At 73.8% G+C, this 16,725-nt stretch carries 17 protein-coding genes and 1 riboswitch; of the genes, 7 read left to right on the top strand and 10 right to left on the bottom strand.

The genetic code is table 11. The features are described 5' to 3' along the window. Window positions 1–135 precede the first annotated feature (135 nt). From EDF51_RS00535 to EDF51_RS00520, 4 genes are all read right to left on the bottom strand, one after another. Window positions 136–840, bottom strand: coding sequence for a MerR family transcriptional regulator (locus EDF51_RS00535; RefSeq protein ID WP_123312968.1), 705 nt, complete (start codon window positions 838–840; stop codon window positions 136–138). Beyond that, window positions 840–1,319, bottom strand: coding sequence for an FHA domain-containing protein (locus EDF51_RS00530; RefSeq protein WP_123292449.1), 480 nt, complete (start codon window positions 1,317–1,319; stop codon window positions 840–842). Before EDF51_RS00530 ends, EDF51_RS00535 begins: the two co-directional genes overlap by 1 nt. 113 nt (window positions 1,320–1,432) lie before the next feature. Then, window positions 1,433–2,431, bottom strand: coding sequence for an iron chelate uptake ABC transporter family permease subunit (locus tag EDF51_RS00525; protein WP_134193482.1), 999 nt, complete (start codon window positions 2,429–2,431; stop codon window positions 1,433–1,435). After that, the gene (locus tag EDF51_RS00520; protein WP_123939178.1) at window positions 2,428–3,462 is read right to left on the bottom strand and encodes an iron chelate uptake ABC transporter family permease subunit; all 1,035 of its coding nucleotides are present in this window, start codon (window positions 3,460–3,462) and stop codon (window positions 2,428–2,430) included. The genes EDF51_RS00525 and EDF51_RS00520 overlap by 4 nt, the downstream gene beginning before the upstream one ends. 178 nt (window positions 3,463–3,640) lie before the next feature. Here EDF51_RS00520 and EDF51_RS00515 point away from each other — a divergent pair, with 178 nt between their 5' ends. Then, window positions 3,641–5,179 carry a trypsin-like peptidase domain-containing protein gene (locus tag EDF51_RS00515; RefSeq protein WP_243837049.1) on the top strand — a complete coding sequence of 513 codons (1,539 nt, stop codon included), beginning with the start codon at window positions 3,641–3,643 and terminating at the stop codon, window positions 5,177–5,179. Here EDF51_RS00515 and EDF51_RS00510 read toward each other — a convergent pair. Both EDF51_RS00510 and EDF51_RS00505 read right to left on the bottom strand, forming a co-directional pair. Then, window positions 5,176–6,339: a hypothetical protein gene (locus EDF51_RS00510; protein ID WP_123939179.1), complete on the bottom strand. Its 1,164-nt coding sequence runs from the start codon at window positions 6,337–6,339 to the stop codon at window positions 5,176–5,178. The genes EDF51_RS00515 and EDF51_RS00510 overlap by 4 nt on opposite strands. Before the next feature lie 178 nt (window positions 6,340–6,517). Continuing rightward, window positions 6,518–6,775, bottom strand: a complete 258-nt coding sequence (locus EDF51_RS00505) for a hypothetical protein (protein WP_181437685.1) — start codon at window positions 6,773–6,775, stop codon at window positions 6,518–6,520. A gap of 33 nt (window positions 6,776–6,808) precedes the next feature. Between EDF51_RS00505 and EDF51_RS00500 the strand changes: the two genes are divergently transcribed. Next, window positions 6,809–7,171, top strand: a complete 363-nt coding sequence (locus EDF51_RS00500; RefSeq protein WP_123292446.1) for an RNA-binding S4 domain-containing protein — start codon at window positions 6,809–6,811, stop codon at window positions 7,169–7,171. Between the two features lie 9 nt (window positions 7,172–7,180). Here EDF51_RS00500 and EDF51_RS00495 read toward each other — a convergent pair whose 3' ends face one another. The 3 genes from EDF51_RS00495 to EDF51_RS00485 all read right to left on the bottom strand — a co-directional run bounded on the left by EDF51_RS00495 (window position 7,181) and on the right by EDF51_RS00485 (window position 10,077). Beyond that, window positions 7,181–8,146, bottom strand: coding sequence for a DnaJ domain-containing protein (locus EDF51_RS00495; RefSeq protein ID WP_123939180.1), 966 nt, complete (start codon window positions 8,144–8,146; stop codon window positions 7,181–7,183). Window positions 8,147–8,242: 96 nt separating this feature from the next. Then, on the bottom strand, window positions 8,243–9,334 hold the full coding sequence (locus EDF51_RS00490; protein WP_131879015.1) for a winged helix DNA-binding domain-containing protein: 1,092 nt from the start codon (window positions 9,332–9,334) through the stop codon (window positions 8,243–8,245). After that, entirely contained in the window at window positions 9,331–10,077 is a 747-nt protein-coding gene (locus EDF51_RS00485) for an aminoglycoside phosphotransferase family protein (protein ID WP_123292443.1), read from the bottom strand. Before EDF51_RS00485 ends, EDF51_RS00490 begins: the two co-directional genes overlap by 4 nt. Before the next feature lie 139 nt (window positions 10,078–10,216). Between EDF51_RS00485 and EDF51_RS00480 the strand changes: the two genes are divergently transcribed. Both EDF51_RS00480 and EDF51_RS00475 read left to right on the top strand, forming a co-directional pair. Continuing rightward, the gene (locus EDF51_RS00480; protein ID WP_131879017.1) at window positions 10,217–10,858 is read left to right on the top strand and encodes a GntR family transcriptional regulator; all 642 of its coding nucleotides are present in this window, start codon (window positions 10,217–10,219) and stop codon (window positions 10,856–10,858) included. After that, window positions 10,855–12,099, top strand: a complete 1,245-nt coding sequence (locus EDF51_RS00475) for an MFS transporter (protein WP_207896187.1) — start codon at window positions 10,855–10,857, stop codon at window positions 12,097–12,099. The genes EDF51_RS00480 and EDF51_RS00475 overlap by 4 nt, the downstream gene beginning before the upstream one ends. Window positions 12,100–12,337: 238 nt before the next feature. On the opposite strand, the gene EDF51_RS00470 is transcribed toward EDF51_RS00475, so the two are convergent. Further along, the gene (locus EDF51_RS00470) at window positions 12,338–13,243 is read right to left on the bottom strand and encodes an NUDIX hydrolase (RefSeq protein WP_123292441.1); all 906 of its coding nucleotides are present in this window, start codon (window positions 13,241–13,243) and stop codon (window positions 12,338–12,340) included. A 112-nt stretch (window positions 13,244–13,355) separates the two neighbouring features. Then, a riboswitch (TPP riboswitch) is annotated at window positions 13,356–13,451 on the top strand. Here EDF51_RS00470 and thiM point away from each other — a divergent pair. The 3 genes from thiM to EDF51_RS00455 all read left to right on the top strand — a co-directional run bounded on the left by thiM (window position 13,440) and on the right by EDF51_RS00455 (window position 16,692). Further along, the gene (gene thiM, locus EDF51_RS00465; protein ID WP_207913229.1) at window positions 13,440–14,312 is read left to right on the top strand and encodes a hydroxyethylthiazole kinase; all 873 of its coding nucleotides are present in this window, start codon (window positions 13,440–13,442) and stop codon (window positions 14,310–14,312) included. (Overlaps the previous riboswitch by 12 nt.) After that, window positions 14,309–15,040, top strand: a complete 732-nt coding sequence (thiE, locus tag EDF51_RS00460; RefSeq protein WP_131879019.1) for a thiamine phosphate synthase — start codon at window positions 14,309–14,311, stop codon at window positions 15,038–15,040. The genes thiM and thiE overlap by 4 nt, the downstream gene beginning before the upstream one ends. Further along, window positions 15,037–16,692 (top strand): bifunctional hydroxymethylpyrimidine kinase/phosphomethylpyrimidine kinase, encoded by a 1,656-nt coding sequence (locus EDF51_RS00455; RefSeq protein ID WP_243698059.1) that lies wholly within the window; start codon window positions 15,037–15,039, stop codon window positions 16,690–16,692. The genes thiE and EDF51_RS00455 overlap by 4 nt, the downstream gene beginning before the upstream one ends. The last annotated feature ends 33 nt before the right edge of the window (window positions 16,693–16,725 follow it).

Raw genomic sequence — 16,725 nt, 5'->3', positions numbered from 1 at the left:
GGTTGAGAGTTGTTCCGAGGTCAACGGTAGCGACTCCGACCGCTCCCGCGCGGGAAATCCGACTCGGCGCGTCCGGCGTGTCGAGGATACGCCCCACCCACTGACGCACAAGCCCCCGCGGAGCACCGGAACGGATCATGCGTCGAGACGACCGATCGCCGCGCGGATGAGGCTCGAGCGGATGACCTCGAGCTGGACGGCGATCTCGCGTGCGAGTTCCGTGGCCTTCGCCCGTGACGTCGCATCGCCCCGGCGGGACACGGGCATGAGCGCGGATTCGATGAGTCCGACCTCGCGCTCGGCGGTGCTGCGGAGCGTGCGCAGGTGCCGCGGCTCGATGCCGGTCCGCTGCAGCTCGACGAGTGCCTTGAGGACGGACACGCTGTCCTCGCCGTAGGTCTCGGTGGCGGGCAGCAGTGATGCGGAGACCGCGTCGGCCAGGAGCATCGGGGACGCGCCGGCCGCTCGGGCCGTTTCGTCACGGGTGTACCGACGCTCGCGCCCGAGGATCGAGGGACGTGGGGCGTCCCCACCGCCCGGCAGCACGGGCTCGCGCCCGGCGTCGAGGTCGGCGAGGTAGTCCTTGATGACCTTGAGCGGCAGGTAGTGGTCGCGCTGCAGACCGAGGATCACCCGGAGGCGGTCGACGTCGGCCGCCGAGAACTTGCGGTACCCGCTGGCCGTGCGGATCGGCGTGACGAGCTCGCGCTCTTCGAGGAAGCGCAGCTTGGAACTCGACAGGTCCGCGAACTCGGGCTTGAGGCGAGCGAGGACCTGCCCGATCGTGAGCAGGTCCGGTGCCGCTGACCCCGCCCGGGCCGCAGCGGACCGTGCGGCCACTACGCGTTCGCCAGGCGCGCCAGGTCGACCCGGGACGCGTAGAACGTCAGACGGAACTTGCCGACCTGGACCTCTGCCCCGTCGGTGAGCGGTGCTTCGTCGATGCGGTCACCGTCGAAGTACGTGCCGTTGAGCGAACCGTTGTCCTTGACGGTGAACGCCGTGCCGTGTCGCAGGAACTGCGCGTGCTTGCGCGACACCGTGACGTCGTCGAGGAAGATGTCGGCGTCGGGGTGTCGACCGGCCGTCGTGACGTCGGAGTCGAGGAGGAACCGCGCACCCACGTTCGGACCGCGGCGCACGACGAGCAGCGCCGATCCGGACGGCAGGGCGTTGACCGCCTCGCGCTCTTCCGCTGAGACACCGGACTCGGCGGTGAGCGCCGCGCCCATGTCCATGCTGAAGGTCAACGTGGTGTCGACCAGCCGCTGCTCCGGGGTCTTCTGACCGTCCGGCTGCGGGACCACTGGATCTGGCATCGGTGGACCTCCTCCTCTTGGCCCACCAGCGTATCGGAAAGGAGGGCTCCAGCGGCAGCCCCGAACTGGGCCTGTGGAGGATCGTCCGCGGTGCGCGAACGCGCGGTCCGGGTTCAGCGACCGCGCGCGAGCAACCAGAGCAGGTACGGGGCGCCGACGACACCCGTCACGACGCCGACGGGCAGGGCGTTGCCGGGGATCGCGAACTGGGCGATGAGGTCGCTGCCGAGGGTGATCGCCGCTCCCACCGCGGCGGCCGGCCCGAGGGCGACGCGGCCGCCGCCGACGAGCCGACGGGCGATCGGCGCCGCCATCAGTGCGACGAACGACACCGGCCCCGCCGTGGCGACCGCAGCGGCGGTCAGGCACACGGCGGTGAGGAGCAGCAGCACCTTCGCGCGGTCCGGCCGGAGTCCGAGGGCCGCCGAGACCTCGTCGCCGAGCGTCAGGACGGTCAGGCGCGACGACTGCAGCAGGGCCAGCAGGAACAGCACGACGAACGCGACACCGAGCACGCCGACCAGGTTCCGGTCCACGGCGTTCAGACTGCCGGACAACCACAGCAGCGCGGTGCCGGCCTGGGTGACGGTGCCGCTGGTGAGCATCCACCCCGTGATGCTCAGGCAGATCGCCGAGACGCCGATCCCGACGAGCACGACCCGGTTGCCGGTGATCCCTCGCCGCCAGGCCAGTCCGGCGATCACGATCGACACCACGACCGCGCCGACGAGCACGACCGAGAACAGGGTGCCGCCGGACGCCCCGAACAGCACGATCGCGGTGAGACCCGCAGCACTGGCACCCGAGGTGATGCCGATGACGTCCGGGCTCGCGATCGGGTTGCGGACGACGCTCTGCACGATGGCGCCCGCGACCCCCAGGCTGGCGCCGACCAGGATCGCACCGAGCACCCGGGGGCCGCGCAGCTGTCCGATGACGAAGTCCGAGATGCGGTCGCCCTGACCGAACAGCGCGCCGACCACCTGCGCCGGGGTGAGCGGGATCGAGCCGACCCCGAGTCCGATGAGCACCAGCGCGACGAGCACGACGACGACGACCGCCAGGACCACGAGCTCATGCCGGACACCGACCGACCGGCGCACACCACTCACAGGCCCCGCACCGCCCTCGACCGCACGAGCGCGATGAACACCGGCGCACCGATGAGGGCCGTGACGATGCCGACCTGCAGCTCCCCCGGGTACGCCACGACGCGACCGATGACGTCGGCCACCAGCAGCAGCGCCGGCGCGACGATCGCGGACAGCAGGATGGTCCACCGGTGGTCGGGGCCGCTCAGCCGACGGACGGCGTGCGGGACGGCGAGCCCGACGAAGGCGATCGGCCCCGCTGCGGCCACGGCCGAGCCGGCGAGCAGCACGGTCACGAGTCCGCCGACGGCCCGGACGAGCACGACGCGTTGCCCGAGCGACGCCGCGAGCTCGTCGCCGAGGGCGAGCGTGTTGAGCGAGCGGCCCAGGCCGAACGCGATCGCGAGACCGATCAGCACCGGCGCCGTGATGATGCCGGCGGTGCCGAGGTCCTTGCCGGCGAGGGCACCCACCTGCCAGAACCGCAGCTGGTCGAGCAGGCTCGCGTTCGTGACGAGCACCGCCGTCGTGATCGACGACAGCGCGGCGGCGACCACGGCACCGGACAGCGCGAGGCCGACCGGCGACAGTCCGCGCCGGGCGACGGCGGCGATCCCGTAGACGAGCAGTGCGGCCAGGGCAGCACCGAGGAAGGCGAACGGCAGGTAGGCGGCCGTGCCGCTCACCCCGAAGAGCGCGATGCCGGCGACCACGGCGAGGGCCGCCCCGGAGTTGATGCCGAGGACGCTCGGGTCGGCGAGCGGGTTGCGGGTCACGCCCTGCATCACCGCGCCGGCGACACCGAGGGCGGCACCCGCGAGGAGCCCGACGACGGTGCGCGGGACACGGTTGCCGAGCACGATCAGCCCGATCTCGTCGTTCCGCCCCGGGTGCAGGACGGTGTCGAGCACGGTGTGGAGCGGGATCGGCCGGGATCCGTAGGCGATCGACAGCGCGCACGCCACGGCGAGGACGACGACGGCCAGCACGGTCGCCCCGACCAGACGGGAGACGGAGGCGGGCGCCGGTGGCGCGGACGTGGAGGAGCGCATGGGAAGTAAGGCAACCCTAATGGACACCCGGGCGACCGAACCGGCAGGCCACTCGGCGTCCCCCGAGCAAGCCCGGAGCAGTCGCTGGGTCCGTTCATAGGCTCGTCATTGGATCGCCGCCTGTACTGGTCTCCATCGACACCCGCCCGGGTCGTCGAGGGACGACCGGAGAGCACCGATGAACGAGACCCCGAACCCCGCCGCCGACGCCGACCGCGAGCACGACGAGCAGGGCACCGCCCGGACCGACGGCACGCAGCAGCAGCGGCAGCAGCAGGCGTACGGGATGAGCTGGGAGGCACCCCACGCCGACCCCGCCACCCTCCGTCCGGCCTACGCCTTCGACGGCTCCGGGCCGTACCTGTACGGCCCGGACGGCTCCGGCCCCTACGCCTACTCCCCCGACGGCCGCGGCCCGTACCTGATCGGCAGCCCGGCGCTCACCGGCACCCACCACGCCTGGGCGCACACCGCGGCGACGGCGAACCACCCGGGAGCGAGCACGAAGCGCCCGCGTCGCCTCGGGCTGATGATCGGCTCCGGCATCGCGGCCCTCGCGATCGTCGGCGCCGCCGGCGGCACGGCCCTCGGCCTGTCCTCGCAGAGCACGACCACGACGTCGAGCCAGTCGCAGGGCACCACGACGCTGCCCGACACCGGCAGCGGCACGGGCAGCAGCGACGGCACGAACGGCTTCACCGTCCCCGGAGACGGCAGCGGAACCGGCAGCGGCACCGACGGCAGCGGCACCACGGGCAACGGCACCGACGGCAGCACCGGCACGAGCACCGAGTCCGCCGCCACCGCAGCGACCGCCGCCCAGAAGAAGGGCGTCGTGACGATCAACACCGTCCTGAACTACGACGAGTCCTCGCAGGCGGCCGGCACCGGCATGATCCTCAGCTCGAACGGCACGGTCCTGACGAACAACCACGTCATCCAGGGCGCCACGAGCATCACCGTCACCGACGAGACCACCGGCAAGGAGTACAAGGCGGACGTGGTCGGTACCGACGCCACGAACGACGTCGCCGTCCTGAAGCTCGAGGACGCCTCCGGCCTGTCCACCGTCACGCTCGACGACGACGGCGAGCCGAGCACCGGTGACACCGTCACCGACGTCGGCAACGCCGAGGGCACGGGCAACCTCGTCGCCGCCGAGGGCACCGTCACGGCCACCGACCAGGACATCCAGGTGCAGAGCGAGTCCGGCACCGGGACCGAGTCGCTGTCCGGTCTGATCGAGATCGCGGCGAACATCGTCTCCGGCGACTCCGGCGGCCCCGTCGTCGACAGCGAGGGCGAGGTCGTCGGCATGGCGACCGCAGCGTCCTCGGGCACCGCGGACGTCACCGGCTACGCCATCCCGATCACCACCGCGAAGGCGATCGCCGAGAAGATCCTGGCCGGCGAGTCCTCGAGCACGATCACCATCGGCCTGCCCGCGTTCCTCGGGGTCCAGGTCAGCAGCACCGCGAGCGCCACGGGCGGCGTCGCCGTCGCCGGCACGGTCGAGGGTTCCGGTGCCGCGAGCGCCGGCCTGGCCGAGGGCGACACGATCACGAGCCTCGGCGGCAAGACGGTCACGACCTCGGACGAGCTCACCGCGGCCGTGCAGTCGCACTCCGTCGGCGACAAGGTCGTGGTCGGCTACACCGACAGCACCGGCGCCGCCAAGACCGTCACCGTCACCCTGACCGCCGGCCCGGCCGCCTAAGCGGAAGGCAGCAGCGCCCGCACCACCGACCGGTACACGTTCGCCGGGGAGTCCGTCTGGAAGACGGTCTCCCCGGCTTCCGTCTTGCCCACACGGGCGAAGCCGATCCCCTCGGCACGCACGATCGTCACGGGCTTCGGCTTGCCCGGTCGACGCAGGTACGACACCGTCCACGGCGCCGCCCAGAAGCGTGCGAGCCGCGGGTCCGCCTCGACGAGGGCCTCCGGCAGGTCCGGTGCGTCGGAGCCGCCGGCCAGCCGGCGGCCGAGCAGATGCCCTGGGAGCGACCCCGTGCGGAACGGGAAGGTCCACGTCGGGCCGATGCCGAGCCTCCCGGCCGTCAGCGCGACCGCGCGGTCCGGCGTGACGGACGCGACCACCGCGCCCGCCTCGGCGGTCCCGTCCACGACGGTCTGCGACCAGGCCTGGAGGCGCGACTCGCCACCATCTGGCAGGTGCTGTTCCAGCGTGACCGGCTGGGCATCGCCCTGCCACGGCTCGAGCAGGGTCTGGGTCGACTCCGGCAGCGTGCCGAGTCGGCCGACGAGGCCCGCTTCGATGAGTTCGCGGCCCGCCGCGGTGCGGAGGAGCGTCGGGTTCCACCGGCGTCCGGCGAGGCTCTTGAGCGTGCCGACCGCGTCGGCGCTCAGGCGGGGGCCGTCGAGCTCTGGGCCGGGCGCCGGGGTGGGCAGCGGCTCGAGGTCGCGCTCGGGGCGGACCGGGGACGGCTCGGTGGCGCGGACGCTCTCGAGGACCGCGAACACGAGCTCGTCGGTCTCGAGCAGTCGTGCCAGGGGGCGTTCGATCGTCAGGTCGACGCGGTGCCGCCCGGTGACGAACAGCAGGTGCGCACCCGCGACGTCGCCGTGTTCGTCGGGACGGACGTACTCGACCAGGCGCGCGGGAGCCCCGGCGGCGGTCCAGGTGTCGCACCCGACGAGCAGCAGCCCTTCGACGGAACCGGGCAGTCTCGCGAGGAGCCCCGTGTTCTCGTCGCCGATCGCGCGGTCGCTGGGTCGGGATCGGACGGTGAGGACGATGTCGTCGCCGGTGACGCGCAGGTCCGCCTGGGCAGAGTCCTCGCGGCGCCACTGGTCGGGGCGGCGGAGGGTGAGGCGGGCGGTGCGGTCCTCGGTGCCGAGCGGGACGGGGACTGCCATGGCACGAGGCTACGTCGGGTGCGGGCTGCGGAGGGGTGCGGCTCGCCGTGCGCGCGCGTCAGCGGCGGGGGCGCTGCGCGTGGCGTGCGCTGCGCGTGGTGCGAAGTTGACCACTCCGTGCCGCGCAACAACCTCGCACCGGGCGGACAACCTCGCACCGAGCCGCCACTCGCGCGCGTCAGCGGCGGGGCGCGCGCGGGGGTGGGGGCGGTGGGACGGGCTTCGCGGCGACGACGTCGTCGAGCCGGACGTCGACCGGGCCGCGGCGGGTGGCGATCGTCACGGTGTCGGGGGTGCGGGCGACGAGGTCCCCGAGGGCGTCCTGTGCGCCGTCGCCGTGGTGCGCCCGGACCACGAGCCGGTCCCCGATCACGGCATCGTGCAGCACGCCGAGCGCACGGGCCCGCGCGATCGCTGCCTGTTCCCCGGTGCTCACCCGCCCAGCGTAGGGGCCGCCTAGAGTGAGGGGATGGCCAAGGCTCGCGTGGACAGCTGGATCTGGGCGGTGCGGATCACCAAGACCCGCTCCGCTGCGACCGCCGCGTGCAAGGCCGGGCACGTCCGGGTGAACGGGGAGCGCGCGAAGCCCGCGCAGCCGATCGGCCCCGGCGACGAGGTCCGGGTGCGGCAGAACGGCTTCGACCGGATCGTCGTCGTCACGGGCATCATCCTGAAGCGGACGAGCGCCCCCGAGGCCGCGAAGCACTTCGAGGACAAGACCCCGCCGCGGCTGTCCAAGGAAGAGGCGGGGTTCGTGCCGATGCGCGACCGCGGTGCCGGGCGTCCGAGCAAGCGGGAGCGCCGCGACCTCGAGAAGCTCCGCGGCTACTGACGCCCGTCACTAGACGAAGCGGACGGTCTGCTGCAGTCGGTCGCGGATCTCGAACACGTCGACCGATCCGGGCGGGGACCACACGCCGTTCAGCACCTGCCCGAGCGCACTGCGGCGGACGACCAGGGCAGTCGGCTTCTTCGGGGAGCCGACGAGCTGCACGTCGACCTCGACCGCGGAGTCCGGCACGACGAGCAGCCGGCCGGTGAACCGCACCCGGGTCTGCTTCTGCACGGCACGGGCGGCGCGGACGAGTTCCTTCACCGGACGCTCGCCGGGCGCCAGGGTCTCCCCGACGATGTCGCCGTGCTCGACCCGGACGGGGGCTCCCCAGTCGATCGACTCGACGGCCCAGAGCCCGCTCGGGGTCAGGACGGCGTGGTCGAGCTTGCCCTCGGCCCCGGCGTCGAGGTCGTGCCAGACGGTGACGCCGATGCCCATGTCCGAGACGATCGAGGCGGTGGCCTCTTCGGCGAGCGCTTCGCCGAGGAGCCGTCGGATGTGCCGGGGCGCGGAACGGATGAGGGTGGGGTCGTAGGGGTCCTCGATGGGGTCGCCGAGTCCGACCCATTCGCGTTCTGCCTGCAGGAAGACCTCGCGGGAGCGTCCGCCGGGGTGTCCGTGGGACCGGGCGCGGGGGCGGGTGTCGCGACGGGCTGAAGGGGGTGCGTAGGCGTCGCGACCGGTGTCGGGCCTCCCGGTCGACGAACCGGACGCACCGGACGTGCTGAACGGGCCGGCGCCGCTGCTGCTGAACGAGCCGCGAGAGCCGGCGTCGTAGGCGCGGCGTGCTGCGGGCGTGCCGATGCGTTCCCAGGCGAGCTGGACGCGGCGGAAGTGCTGGGCGTCGCCGCCGAGGTCGGGGTGGGATTCGCGGGCGGCGCGCCGGTAGGCGCGGCGGAGCGCGTCGTCGTCGGCGGTCGCGGGGACGCCGAGGACTTCGTACGGGGTGGCGTCGGCCGGGCTGTCGGTCATGGCCCTGCGACATTACCCGAGGCAGGGTACGAGTCCGCCGCGTGGTTGCTGGGGACGGCCTGGAGGAACGGATGGACTCGACCCCACCGGCTGCGGTCAGCGGCTGGTCGCCTCCACCACCCCGAACGCGACTGGCGCGTCGAGGAACCGCGCGTACCGGGCGGCGGCCGCCTCGAGCGCGCGCACCGAGGCGACGTCGAGTGCCGCGAAGGGTGTGACGGTGACGGCCACCCCGCTGGCGCGCTCGGTCCGCTTCCAGGTGCCGACGACCCGCCCGCGGACGACGGCCATCGGCAGGAACATCCCGTTGGCCCCCGGGACGACCCGGTCGGCGTGTGCGGGGTCGAGCTGGGCGGAGCGGTCGGCGTACCCGAGCAGGTACTCGTCGAACCCGGGCAGCAGGTGGCCGGTGGGTGTGCCGCCGGTGGTGGGTCGGTCGGCGAGCGCGAGGAGTCCGTCGCCGAGGTCCTCGACGGCGGCGCCGGCGGCGGCTCGGGCACGGCGGAGGTCGCCGAGCGGGAGCTTCGTCCAGCTGGCGGCGTCGGCCTCGGTGGCGGGGCCCCGGCCGCGCAGGTACCCGAGCAGGACCCGGCGGAGTGCTTCGTCGCGGTCGGGGACCTCGGCGAGCGCCGGTGCCCACTCGTCGAGGAGCACGAGTCCCTGGCCGACGCGGGCGGTGGGCCCCCAGGCGACGAGTCCTTCTTGCGAGAGCTGCAGCAGCAGGTGGTAGCCGCGGCCGGCGGTGGGGTCGATGCCGGCGGCGCGGTACTCGTCGAAGAGTTCGTCGCGGACGAGGGCGCGGCCGCCGGACAGTGCGGCGACGGTGGTGTCCCGTGCTCGGTCGAGCAGGGGCTGGTCGATGCCGAGTTCGGTGGCGCGTCGGGCGATGCTGCGCAGGGTCCGTTCGGCGGTCAGGGAGAGCAGGAGCCGGAGGTCGTCGGGTCGCATGGCGTGCAGGGTGCCCCGCATCGGCCAGGAGCGGACGAGCTCGCCGCGGTCGAAGGCGGCGCGGACGTCGTCACGGGTGGCTCCGGGTGTGCGGACCCCGATGGCCCAGAGGACCTGGCCGAGGTCCTGCCCCTGCACGGCGACCATGCGTTCGACCGCACCGGTGGGGCTGAGGCCGGGGAGGGCGATCCCCTGCGCGGCGAGCCGCAGCGTGCGGAGCTGCGCAGGGGTCGGGGTCACGCGACGGCGGCGGCGATGGCGTCGGCGTGCTGTTCGATGTAGGCGACGTCGGCCCGGTACAGGTCGGCGTGCCCGTGCGCCAGGTCGCTGACGAACTTCGGGTTGCCGGCGGCGGCCTCGGTCTCCATGGTGGTGACCATCGCGACGAGGGACGCGGCCATCGTCTCGGCGAGGACGCTGCGGGAGCGGTCGTCGAGGTCGTAGGCGCGGCAGAACTCGGCTGCGCGGGCGAGCCGGTCGTCGAGGTCCGGGGCGGTCATGCCCTCGACGGCGCCGGTGGTGAACGGGGCGAACCGGTACACGGCACTCGCGACGTCCCAGACCCGGGGGCCGGGGTGTGCGGTGTCGAAGTCGATGAGCCCCACGGCCTGGATGCCGTCGTAGACGCAGTTGTACGGGGCGAAGTCGCCGTGCACGATCGTCTCGACGGGGGTGCGTTCGGCCTGTGACCAGCAGTCGCGTGCCCCGTCACGCGGGAACGTGGTCGCGGCGTCGTGGAAGTGCCGGAGCAGTCGTGCGCTCGTGACGAGGGCGGCTTCGCTCGCGACGTCCTCGGTCCACGGGTACTCCCCGGCGACCCCGGGGACGAACGACACCGTCTCGAGGGTGTCGCCGTGCTCGATCGGTTCCGGTGCCGCGACGAACCCCTGTTCGTGCAGGTGTGCGAGCAGCCGGTGGACGGTCGGTGTCCACGGTCCGGCCGGGCGGTGGACTCGGTCGTCGGCCCTGGTGATCCGCTCCATGGGGAACCTCCTGTGTGTGCGTCTCCGTTGACGTCCGGCCAGCGTATCGACGTGCGCCGCCGCGTGTGACCCGGTGGTGTGAACAACACGTCACGTGACGGCATGCAGCGTTGCATGCAAGGGCGTACGATCGTTCACCGTGGAGCAGCACACGACGACCCAGGGCGCATCCGACCGCGCGTACGACCACGTCAAGCGGGCGATCATCCGCGGCGACCTCCCCGGTGGGACCGCGATCAGCGAGAACGCCCTGTGCCAGGAGATCGGGGTGTCCCGCACCCCCGTGCACGAGGCCTTCCTGCGCCTGGCCGCCGAGGACCTGCTCACCCTGGAGTCCCGCAAGGGTGCGGTGGTGCGCCCGATGTCCCCGAACGAGGCGGCGGACGTACTGGAGATGCGCGAGGCGATCGAGGCCACGGCGGCGACCCGCGTCGTGACCGACGGCCGCGTGGCGGACGTCACCCCGGGCCTCCAGGCCATGCTGGCGGAGCAGGAGCAGGCGGTCGCGACGGGCGACGTCGACCGGTTCATCGAGGTCGACGCGGCGTTCCACGGTGCGGTGATCGGCGCGTCGCGGAACGCGATCGCGGTGCGCTTCGCACAGACGCTCCGTGACCGGCAGAACCGGCTCCGACACCAGCTGATGCGGGTGCAGCCGTCGCAGCTGCAGGCCTCGCTCGACGACCACCGAGCCCTCGCGGCAGCCCTGGCAGCAGGCGACGCGGCCCGCTACGCCGAGGTCCTGCACGACCACGTCGCCTCGCACCGGGGTGCCCTGTGAGCGCGACGGGGAGCATCCCCACCACCGGCTCGCTGTCCGTCCCCTCGGCGCGCGTGATGCCCTGGGTCGCGGTGTGGGGCGCGGTGTTCGTCTGCTCGTGGGGCGGCAACCAGTTCTCGCCCCTGCTGCTCATGTACGAGGGCCGCGAGCACTACTCGTCGGTCGTCGTCAACGTCTTCCTGGGCGTCTACGTGCTCGGGCTCGCGCCGGCGCTGCTCGTCGCCGGGTCGCTGTCCGACCGGCACGGCCGCAAGCCCCTCATGCTCGCCGCCATCGTGTCCGCCGTCGTCGGCAGCGGACTGCTCGCACTCGGACCGCTCGGCCCCGGGTTCCTGGCAGCCGGACGACTGTTCTCCGGCATCACCGTCGGCATCGCGATGGCCGTCGGCAACAGCTGGGTGAAGGAGCTGTCGCAGGGACGCTTCGACCCCGCCGCCGACGCCGGGTCCGGTGCCCGCCGGGCCTCGCTGGCGTTCACGCTCGGTTCGGCCTCCGGCGCGCTGGTGGCCGGGCTCATCGCACAGTGGGGCCCGATCCCCGAGGTGCTGCCCTTCCTGGTCCACATCGTCGTCGCGCTGCCCTTCGCCGTCGTCGTCTGGCGCACCCCCGAGACCAACCGCTCCGGCGGGGTCCCCGGTCCGTGGTGGCGCCAGCTGCGGGTGCCGAGCGCCGGGCACCGACGGTTCACCCGGGTGGTGCTCGTCACCGCCCCGTGGATCTTCGGCTCGGCGGCGATCGGGTACGGCTACCTGCCGACCCGGCTCACCGGAGCCACCGGCGCGTGGGGCCTGCTGTTCGCCACCGCCGCGACCGTCGTCGCCCTCGGGGTGTCCAGTGCGGTCCAACCCCTCGCGCGGCGCGTGCACTCGCTGACCTCGGCCCGCGGGCTCACGACGGCCCTCGCGTGCATGACGGCCGGCATCGCCGTGGTCGTCGTCGCGATCGAGCTGCAGTCCGTCGTGGTCGGACTCGTCGCGAACGTCGTCATCGGCGTCGGGATCGGGCTCGCCCTGGTGTCGTCGCTGCTCGAGGTGCAGCGGATCGCCGGGTCCCGCGACCTGGCCGGACTCACCGGGGTGTTCTACGCGGCGGCGTACGCGGGGTTCCTGGCGCCGGCCGTGATCGCGGCGATCGCGAACGTGGTGGCGCTGCCGGTCGTCCTCTGGGTGATCGTCGGACTCGGCGTTGTGTCGTGGGGCGCGGTGCTCGTGTCGTCGCGGCGGTACCTGCCGACGGCGTAGGGGCGCGGGGGCGCGGGGGCACGTGGGCGGGCGTGCGGGGGCACGGGGGCGCGCCGCACCGTGCGCGGTGCGTCAGTCCGTGCGACACCGGCCGCTCGGTGCGAGGTTGATGCGGCGCACGGAGCGATCAAGCCAGCACCGAACGAACGACCTCGCACCGTGCGCCGGACGCCGGACGCCGGACGCCATGCACCGTGCGCCGAACGACCTCGCACCGTGCGCCGACGGCGTACCGCCGCTAGAACTGGTCGCGCAGCCAGGACGGCCCGTGCACCACGGCACCGAGCGCCTCGACGCGGGCACGGAGCTCGCGATCAGCCGTGACGACCACGACGGGACCGTCGCCGGCCTCGACCGCGGCACGAGCGGCGTCCACGATGGCGTCGTCCCCCGAACCCGGCGCTGCGACGACGTCGAGTGCACGGGGCAGTGCGCCGTCCGACGACCCGGAAGCACCCCGGGCCTCGCCCTCGAGCACCACGGTCCACCGCGGCCACCAGCGGGCGAACGGCAGCGCCAGCACGTCGGCGGTCACCCCGGACTCGGCGAGCGCCGTCACCGACGACAGCAGGCGTGCAGCGGCTCCCGCCCGGTCCTTCCACCAGCCGTCGGGCACGCTGCCGACGACGTTCGCCGCGTCGACGACGACGTGCGGGGTGGTGGTGAGGGACGCGCGGAGCGCCGGCCACGACCTCCCGAACCCGGGGTGGAGCGGCAGGTCGTCGACCTCGTCGACGGGGATCCAGGACAGGGCGAGGCTCTCGCGGTCCGCGATCACCGGTTCGAACGGCCGAGCGGCACGCCCCACCACGGTCGTGTAGGTCCAGAACCCGAGGTCGAGGAGTGCCGTGTGGCGCAGGTCGACGCCGTCGTGGGGCACACCGGCTTCCTCGGCGGACTCGCGGAGCGCACCGGTGACGGCCTCCTCGCCCTGGTGGCGTGCGCCCCCGGGGATGCCCCACGTGCCGCCGTGGTGGCTCCACTCGACGCGGTGCTGCAGGAGCACGCGTCCGGCGCCGTCGTCGACGAGCAGGCCTGCGGCGCCGAAGAGTCCCCAGGCCTTGGTGCCGTCGGGACCGACCGCCCAGGCGTCGCCGGGGTCGCGGGGGCCCGGTGGCGGTCCGGGAGGCGTGGAGTCTGGCACACACCAACCCTGTCACACGGTGCAGGGCATGTGACCGGAGACGACGGGGCCGGAGACGACGACGCCGGAGACGACGGGCCGTGGCAGGGCACGGCTGCTCGTGTACGGTGTCGATCGAGACACGGGGTGCCGCAACCAGCGGCTGAGATCACACCCGTCGAACCTGCTCGAGCTCGTACTCGCGAAGGGATCGTCCATGGAAACCGCTGCGCCCTCCCCTGCCTGGGCCCACCGAACCGCCGAACTGCTCGAGGCCGTCCGGGCCCGGAGCCCGTTGGTGCAGTGCATCACGAACACCGTGGTGCAGAACGTCACCGCGAACGTGCTGCTCGCCCTCGGGGCCTCGCCCGCGATGGTCGACGTGGCGACCGAGGCGGGACCGTTCGCCCGGGTCGCCGACGCTCTGCTGGTGAACACCGGCACCCCGCACGCCGAACCCCGGGTCGCGGCGCTCGAGGCCGCGCACGCCGCCCGCGACACCGGTACCCCCTGGGTGCTCGACCCCGTCGCGGTCGGCTCGTTGCCGGTGCGCACCGCCCTGGCCCGCGACCTGCTCGCGCTGCACCCGACGGTGCTGCGCGGCAACGCCTCCGAGGTCCTCGCCCTGCTCGGCACGTCGGCCGGTGGCCGCGGTGTCGACAGCACGGTGGGCACCGAGGACGCCCGTGCGGCTGCGGTCGACGCCGTGTCCGGTCAGGCGGCCGGGAGGCTCGTGGCCGCGGTGGCCGTGTCGGGTCCCGTCGACCTGCTGGTCGCGCCGGGCACCGGTGTGGTCCGGGTCGCGAACGGCACCGAGCTGTTGACGCGGATCACCGGGGGCGGGTGCGCCCTCGGTGCAGTCGTCGCCGCGTTCACGTCGGTCGCGCCCGACGACGCCGGTGTGGCCGCCGTCGCGGCGACCGCGGTGCACACGATCGCCGCGGAGCTCGCCGCCCGCGAGGCCGGCGGCCCCGGCACCTTCCAGCCGCTGTTCCTGGACCGGTTGGCGTCGCTCACCCCGGAGGACGTCGTCCGCGAGGCCCGGATCACGGTCGAGGCCGAGCCTGCGTCCCTGGTGGTGCCGGCATGAGCGGGCTGCCGGAGGACTTCGGCGTGTACCTGGTCACCGACGGCGCCCTGGCCGACCGGCACGGTGTCGGTGTGCTCGGGGTGGTGCGCGCCGCGGTGCACGCCGGGGTCCGGATCGTGCAGGTGCGGGACAAGGACGCCTCGGCGCGCGACCTGCTGGCCTTGAGCGCTGCCGTGGCCGATGCCGTGGGCGACCGCGCCGCCGTGGTGGTCGACGACCGGCTCGACGTCGCCCTCGCCGCTCGGCACGCGGGACACCGGGTCGCCGGGGTGCACCTCGGCCAGTCGGACGTGCCGGTGACCGCTGCTCGTGCCCTGCTCGGGCCGGACGCGCACGTCGGGTTGACCGCGAACACCCCGGAGCACCTGGCGGTCGTCGCCCGCCTGCCCCGCGGCACCGTGGACCTGCTCGGCGTCGGGGTCGTGCACCCCACCGCGACGAAGGCCGACCACCCGCCGGCGCTCGGGCACGACGGCTTCGCCCGGCTCGCGGCGGCGACGGACGTGCCGTGCGTGGCGATCGGCGGGGTGACCCTCGACGACGTCGCGCCGCTCCGGGCAGCGGGCGCAGCCGGGGTCGCGATCGTGTCGGGCATCTGCGCCGCGGCCGATCCCGGGTCCGCAGCGGCCGCGTACGTGGCCGCGTGGAGCTCTGGACCCGGCCACGGGGCGGAGGCGAGGGGACCCGGTCAGGGTGATCCGGGCCTCCCGGCCGGGGCCTGGTCGTGAGCGTCCCGCGCGTCCTGGCCATCGCCGGGACCGATCCGACGGGCGGTGCTGGGTTGCAGGCCGACCTCAAGGCGATCGCGGCGCACGACGGGTACGGCATGGGCGTGGTCACCGCCCTCGTCGCGCAGAACACGCACGGGGTGCGGTCGGTGCACGTGCCGGACATCGCGTTCCTGCGGGAACAGCTCGACGCGGTGTCGGACGACGTCACGATCGATGCCGTGAAGATCGGGATGCTCGGCACAGCACCGGTCGTCCGCGTCGTGACGGACTGGTTGCGGGAGCACCGGCCGCCCGTGGTCGTCGTGGACCCGGTGATGGTGGCGACGAGTGGTGACCGGTTGCTCGACGAGGACGCCGCCGCGGCGATGGGGGCGCTGTTCGGGCTGGCTGACCTGGTGACGCCGAACCGGGCCGAGTTGCAGGTGTTGGCGGAGCTGGCCGGGGCTGGGGCTGGTGGTGCTCGTGCTGGTGCCGCTGGTTCTGCGGCTGGTGCGGCGCCTGCGTCGTTGTCGACGCTCGACGCTGCGCGGCTCGTGGCGTCGACGTGGGACGTGCTCGTGCTGGCGAAGGGCGGGCACGACGAGGGGCCGACCTCCGACGACGTGCTCGTGTCGCCGTCGGGGTCTACTCGGCGGTTCACCGGTCCCCGCGTCGCGACGGCCAACACGCACGGCACCGGGTGCTCCCTGTCGAGTGCGATCGCGACGCTCGCTGCGCGGCACGGGGACTGGGAACTCGCGGTCGGGGTGGCGAAGCCCTGGCTGACGGCAGCGCTGCGGGGAGCCGATGCCCTGGAGGTCGGGTCCGGCAACGGGCCCATCGACCACGGCGCCGTGGTGCGCGCGTTGCTGCCCGTGGTCCCCTTCACCGACGTGTGGTGGTCCGACGTCGACTCCGTGCTGCAGGCCACGATCGAGTGCGGGTTCCTGGTCGGGCTGCGCGACGGGACGCTCGACGCGGACGTGTTCGCCGGGTACCTCGCGCAGGACGTGCACTACCTGCGGGCCTACGAGCAGCACCTGGCGGCGTTGGCGGCGAGCGCTGGCGGCGCTGCGGGCGCTGGTGCCGGCGCTGCGGCTGCCGGCGCTGCGGCTCCCGGCGCTGCGGCCGCTGGCGCTGGTCGTGGTCCTGCGGCTGCCGCCTTCTGGACGGCGGCGTCCGAGGGGTGCGCCGCCGAGGCCCGCGACCTGCACCACCGACGCCTCGCCGGCACCCACGCCGACGACCCCGTCCACCCGACGTGCGCCGGGTACCTCGCACACCTGCAACAGGCAGCGGACTCCGGGTCGGCGGCCGTGCTCACCGCGGCGGTGCTCCCCTGCTTCCGGGTCTACGCGTGGGTGGGGGCGCAGCTCGGCGCGGCGCCGGACGGCCATCCGTTCGCCGACTGGATCACGGCCTACGGCGACCCGGGCTTCGCAGCGTCGAGTGCCGAGGCGACCCGTCTGGTCGAGGAGATGGCGGCGGCCGCGACCCCGTCGGAGCGGGGGCGGATGGCGCGCGCGTTCCGCCGCTCGACCGAGTGGGAGCTGGCGTTCTTCGCGATGCCGCTGGTGGTTCCGGGGGCGGGGGCTGCTGGCGCCGCTCCCGCGATCCCCGCGGATGCCGGCGCCGCGGTCAGTGCCGCGGAAGCGACACTTCCGCGCTGACGGGCGCCGACCCTCCCGCGAAAGCGACAGATG

It is taken from the genome of Curtobacterium sp. PhB25, assembly GCF_004365375.1.
Taxonomy (GTDB): domain Bacteria; phylum Actinomycetota; class Actinomycetes; order Actinomycetales; family Microbacteriaceae; genus Curtobacterium.
Note: the sequence above shows the minus strand (reverse complement) of the source record. Positions and strands in the feature narration are given on the sequence as shown.